Genomic DNA, 4,545 nt, shown 5'->3' on the forward strand with positions numbered 1-4,545 from the left:
CTGATAACTGATAACTGATAACTGATAACTGATAACTGATAACTGATAACTGATAACTGATAACTGATAACTGATAACTGATAACTGATAACTGATAACTGATAACTGATAACTGATTAAGCGGTTTGACTTTGGGTTTCTTGGGCGAGAAAAGTCAGGATAGAAGCTTTCTCAATTAATCCCAAAACCGTGCCGTTTTCTTCTACCACTGTCACTTGAGATAAATTTTCTCCTTCCAAAATTTTCACCACATCTAGTAGGGAAGTATGAGACAAAACCAGTTTAAGACTTTCGCTAGTTTGTAATAACTGGCCGATATTTACCTCTGTCCATTGGGAAGTGGGAATCGTTTTCAGAGCATCTACATTAATCACCCCCAATAGTTTACCTTCGCTATCGGTAACTAGGAATTTAGACCATTGTTGTTTACCGATAACATAATTATTAGCAAACTCGCGCAGGGTTAAATTAATCGGAACTACAGGACTATTAGGAGAGATAACATCTTTAGCGGTGTAGCGACTTAGGAAATCTTGAACCTTAGCTGATTGAGCGGAAAAGCCAGCATTTTGTAGGAGGAAAATGCCAATTAATAGCGTCCAAAAACTGCCAAATTGACTGATTCCGAGAATTGATAGCGCACCGATGACAATCGCTAACCAACCAAAAAATTGACCGAAACGACTAGCGAATAAAACCCCTTTATTGGGATTGCCTGTTACTTGCCAAACGATAGCTTTAAGGATATTACCACCATCTAAAGGTAAACCGGGGATCAGGTTAAATAAACCCAGAGCGAGGTTGATATAGGCAAGCAGAGAAAGAATCGCCGCTAGGGGCGCGCTTAAACTAATATTAAGACCAATAATTAGGAAGATACCGAAGAGCAGTAAACTAACTAAAGGGCCGGCAATTGCTACTAGAAAAGCTTCTAGGGGAGTTTTCGATTCTCTGCCGAGAGTTGCCAAACCACCGAATAAAAAGAGGGTAATTGATTTGACTTCAATACCTTGGGCGATGGCAACAAAACTATGACCTAATTCGTGGGCAACCACGGAGGCAAATAGGAGAATAGCGGCAAAAAATCCTAAGAGCCAGGGCATAATTCCCGTTAACTGGGGAAACTGACTTAATTCTCCTCCATAGGTTAAGGTAATTAACCCCAGAACAAAGAACCAAGAAGGATTAATATAAAAGGGAATTCCAAAGAGATTCCCGACTCTAATGTTGCCATTCATTTTGTATCTTCTCCAATTATGGGGGACTAACGCCAAGAAAATTAGGTTATCAATTGCGCCATTCACTTCTGTTAACAATTGTAACAAAAATGAAAATCTCTCCGGCATTCTTTCAGGGAGTAAAAACCGTCATCACTGTTGTTCGGTTATTTTCGTAGGAGAATTAAATCAATGATTAATTATTTACGGGGACAAGCGATCGAGGTGCTCAAAACCCCTAATAACCGACTGATCTTGATTTTAGACGTAAACCAGATCGGTTACGAAATCCAAATTCCTTCGCGATTAGCCCTAGACATCGGCACAGATAACAATGATAGTTGTCAGATTTTTACTCACCTACTCTTTCGCGAGGAGCAGCCTTTATTGTACGGTTTCGGCACCGCCCCAGAGCGAGATCTGTTTCGTCAACTGCTTTCCGTCAATGGGGTTGGGGCGCAATTAGCCCTAGCTTTAATCGATACCTTGGGGATTGAGGAACTTGTGGTGGCGATAGTGACAGGAAATACTAAAATTTTGAGCAAAACCCCCGGAGTCGGCTTAAAAACAGCAGAAAGAATCGCTTTGGAGTTAAAAACTAAATTGGCAGCATGGCGACAACTAAGAGAAGCGACGACGACAACCACGGCAATACTACCGGCAGCGGAGATCCTCGAAGATGTGCAGATGACCCTTTTAGCTTTAGGATACAGCCAAGAGGAAATCGATCGAGCCATAGCAGTCCTCAGTCAAGATGCTTTATTTAGTAAAAATACTCAGCCAGAAGACTGGATTAAAGGAGCAATTAATTGGCTAGGGTGAATCAGTCGTCAGGAGTCACGAGACAGGAGACAGTTTCATTTATTCTCCCCACACCCCACACCCCACACTTCATACCCCACTCCGGTGCTACTTTCTCAGGGCAAATGTTAAAAAGTATTACGAAAATAGTGAGAAGGTGAACCAGATGCCGCAAAATAGTTGCGTTAGGTCGCTCTAGCTAGGGAAGTCTTGAGACGCTGAGGCGGAAACGAGATAACTTGAGCGTAGTGACCACAACTGCTATAAAATGTCAGGTTAAGTTTATTAATCTCACTTAGTTGGGAGGAATCCATCAATGAGTATCGTCACGAAATCGATCGTGAATGCTGATGCTGAAGCTCGTTACCTCAGCCCCGGCGAACTAGACAGAATTAAAGCCTTCGTTACCAGTGGTGCCGCTCGTTTACGCATCGCTGAAACCCTAACTGGCGCTCGCGAAACCATCGTCAAACAAGCTGGCGATCGCTTATTCCAAAAACGTCCTGACATCGTTTCCCCCGGTGGCAACGCTTACGGCGAAGAAATGACCGCTACCTGTCTGCGTGACATGGACTACTACCTACGTTTAATCACCTACGGAGTAGTTGCTGGTGATGTCACCCCGATTGAAGAAATCGGTTTAGTCGGTGTGCGTGAAATGTACAAATCTTTAGGAACCGACATCGGTGCCGTAGCTCAAAGTGTTCGCGAAATGAAAGAAGTTGCTACTGGTCTTATGTCTTCTGACGATGCTTCTGAAGCTTCTTCCTACTTCGATTACGTGATCGGCTCTATGTCGTAGAATAACTCCTTTGTGAATTGTTCTAGACACACCCCTCGTAAACCTCTTAAGATTAAGCAAAATTCAAGGAAGAACCACCATGCAAGACGCAATTACTTCTGTTATCAACTCTTCTGACGTTCAAGGCAAATACCTTGACTCTAATGCTCTCGGCAAACTGAAAAGCTATTTCGCCACCGGTGAACTGCGCGTGCGTGCCGCTAGTGTCATTAGTGCTAACGCTGCCGGTATCGTTAAAGAAGCTGTGGCTAAGTCCCTGTTATACTCTGACGTAACCCGTCCCGGTGGCAATATGTACACCACCCGTCGTTACGCCGCTTGTATCCGTGACCTCGACTACTATCTCCGTTATGCTACCTACGCTATGTTAGCTGGAGATCCTTCTATTCTCGATGAGCGCGTTCTCAACGGACTGAAAGAAACCTACAACTCTTTAGGTGTACCCATCTCCTCCACCGTTCAAGCTATCCAAGCGATGAAAGAAGTCACCGCTAGTTTAGTTGGTGCTGATGCGGGTAAAGAAATGGGGATTTACTTCGACTACATTAGCTCTGGCTTAAGCTAGAAGTAACGAACTCGGACAAAATAGGGTTCGGGAAGCCGAGGATGAGTGCTAGGTCTTTAAAGGCTGAATCTGGCCAAGATAGGTTTTGACGAGCTAGTATTGATCCTTGACTCCCGACCTTTGTTATTTTAGAAAAAGGCCTTCGTTAGTTTGAGCGACAAGTTTTTCAGCGATTAGGAGAAGTCAATCCATGCGGATGTTCAAAATCACCGCTTGTGTTCCAAGCCAAAGCCGCATTCGGACACAACGGGAATTACAAAATACCTATTTCACCAAACTCGTTCCCTACGATAATTGGTTTCGTGAGCAACAACGCATCATGAAAATGGGCGGCAAAATTGTCAAAGTGCAGTTAGCTACCGGCAAACCGGGAACTAATACAGGTTTACTGTAATTGGCTGCCACTAGAACTTAAAAAAAGAGGTCTTTTCAGACCTCTTTTTGCTTTAGGGATTTTTTTCAAACTGCAAAGCGGCAGAGTTGAGACAATAGCGTTTTCCCGTTGGGGGTGGACCATCATTAAAAACGTGACCGAGATGAGCATCACAGGTGGCACAAAGAATCTCTGTCCGCACCATGAAAAAACTAACATCTCGCTCGTACTTAATATTGGCCTCGTTAGCAGCAGTCCAGAAACTCGGCCAACCAGTACCCGAATCATACTTGCTGTCAGAAGTAAATAACTCCGTACCACAGCAGACACATTTGTAAATACCTTTTTCTTTATTATCGTGATATTTACCAGTAAAAGCCCGTTCTGTTCCCTTTTTGCGGGTAACTTGGAACTGTTCGGGAGTTAGCTGGTCCCGCCATTCTGCCTCGGTTTTACGAACTTTTTCTACCATAGTCATCACAACCGCCATTATGATTAAATTTCTCTTTTTAGTCTAACCTGAGTTCGATATCTAGGTTTTTTTCATAAACATGAAGTATGACCTGATTTAACATCGGCCCCTGACGACGTACTCCCCAAAAGGAAAACTTGGTCAGGAAACCCTATAGACTTAGCATAATCTCAGCTTATCAATGGTATAAGTAACAATAGTTTCAAACCCCTTTACAAACCGATACAAAGTCTTTAAGATAGAGACATCATCAATCAATCGTACCTCGACAACCTAATAGGAATCATAAACCAATGACCACCACTCTACAACAGC

The 4,545-nt window shown here is 43.3% G+C and carries 6 protein-coding genes; 4 read left to right on the forward strand and 2 right to left on the reverse strand.

The genetic code is table 11. The features are described 5' to 3' along the window. Nucleotides 1-116: 116 nt before the first annotated feature. Entirely contained in the window at nt 117-1,346 is a 1,230-nt protein-coding gene (locus tag IM496_RS05200) for a site-2 protease family protein (protein WP_287661454.1), read from the reverse strand. A gap of 63 nt (nt 1,347-1,409) precedes the next feature. On the opposite strand from IM496_RS05200, the gene ruvA reads away from it, so the two are divergent. From ruvA to IM496_RS05220, 4 genes are all read left to right on the forward strand, one after another. Next, on the forward strand, nt 1,410-2,039 hold the full coding sequence (ruvA, locus tag IM496_RS05205) for a Holliday junction branch migration protein RuvA (RefSeq protein ID WP_287661456.1): 630 nt from the start codon (nt 1,410-1,412) through the stop codon (nt 2,037-2,039). Between the two features lie 295 nt (nt 2,040-2,334). Next, entirely contained in the window at nt 2,335-2,820 is a 486-nt protein-coding gene (apcA, locus tag IM496_RS05210; RefSeq protein ID WP_002744263.1) for an allophycocyanin subunit alpha, read from the forward strand. A 79-nt stretch (nt 2,821-2,899) separates the two neighbouring features. Beyond that, the gene (gene apcB / locus IM496_RS05215) at nt 2,900-3,385 is read left to right on the forward strand and encodes an allophycocyanin subunit beta (RefSeq protein WP_002758327.1); all 486 of its coding nucleotides are present in this window, start codon (nt 2,900-2,902) and stop codon (nt 3,383-3,385) included. Between the two features lie 190 nt (nt 3,386-3,575). Continuing rightward, complete coding sequence (locus tag IM496_RS05220; RefSeq protein ID WP_002739162.1) at nt 3,576-3,779, forward strand: phycobilisome linker polypeptide; 204 nt, start codon at nt 3,576-3,578, stop codon at nt 3,777-3,779. Nucleotides 3,780-3,831: 52 nt separating this feature from the next. Here the strand turns inward: IM496_RS05220 and msrB are convergent, their stop codons facing one another. Beyond that, complete coding sequence (gene msrB, locus IM496_RS05225; RefSeq protein WP_194018393.1) at nt 3,832-4,248, reverse strand: peptide-methionine (R)-S-oxide reductase MsrB; 417 nt, start codon at nt 4,246-4,248, stop codon at nt 3,832-3,834. Nucleotides 4,249-4,545 lie beyond the last annotated feature (297 nt).

It is taken from the genome of Microcystis sp. M049S2 (assembly GCF_020245625.1).
GTDB lineage: Bacteria > Cyanobacteriota > Cyanobacteriia > Cyanobacteriales > Microcystaceae > Microcystis > Microcystis ichthyoblabe_A.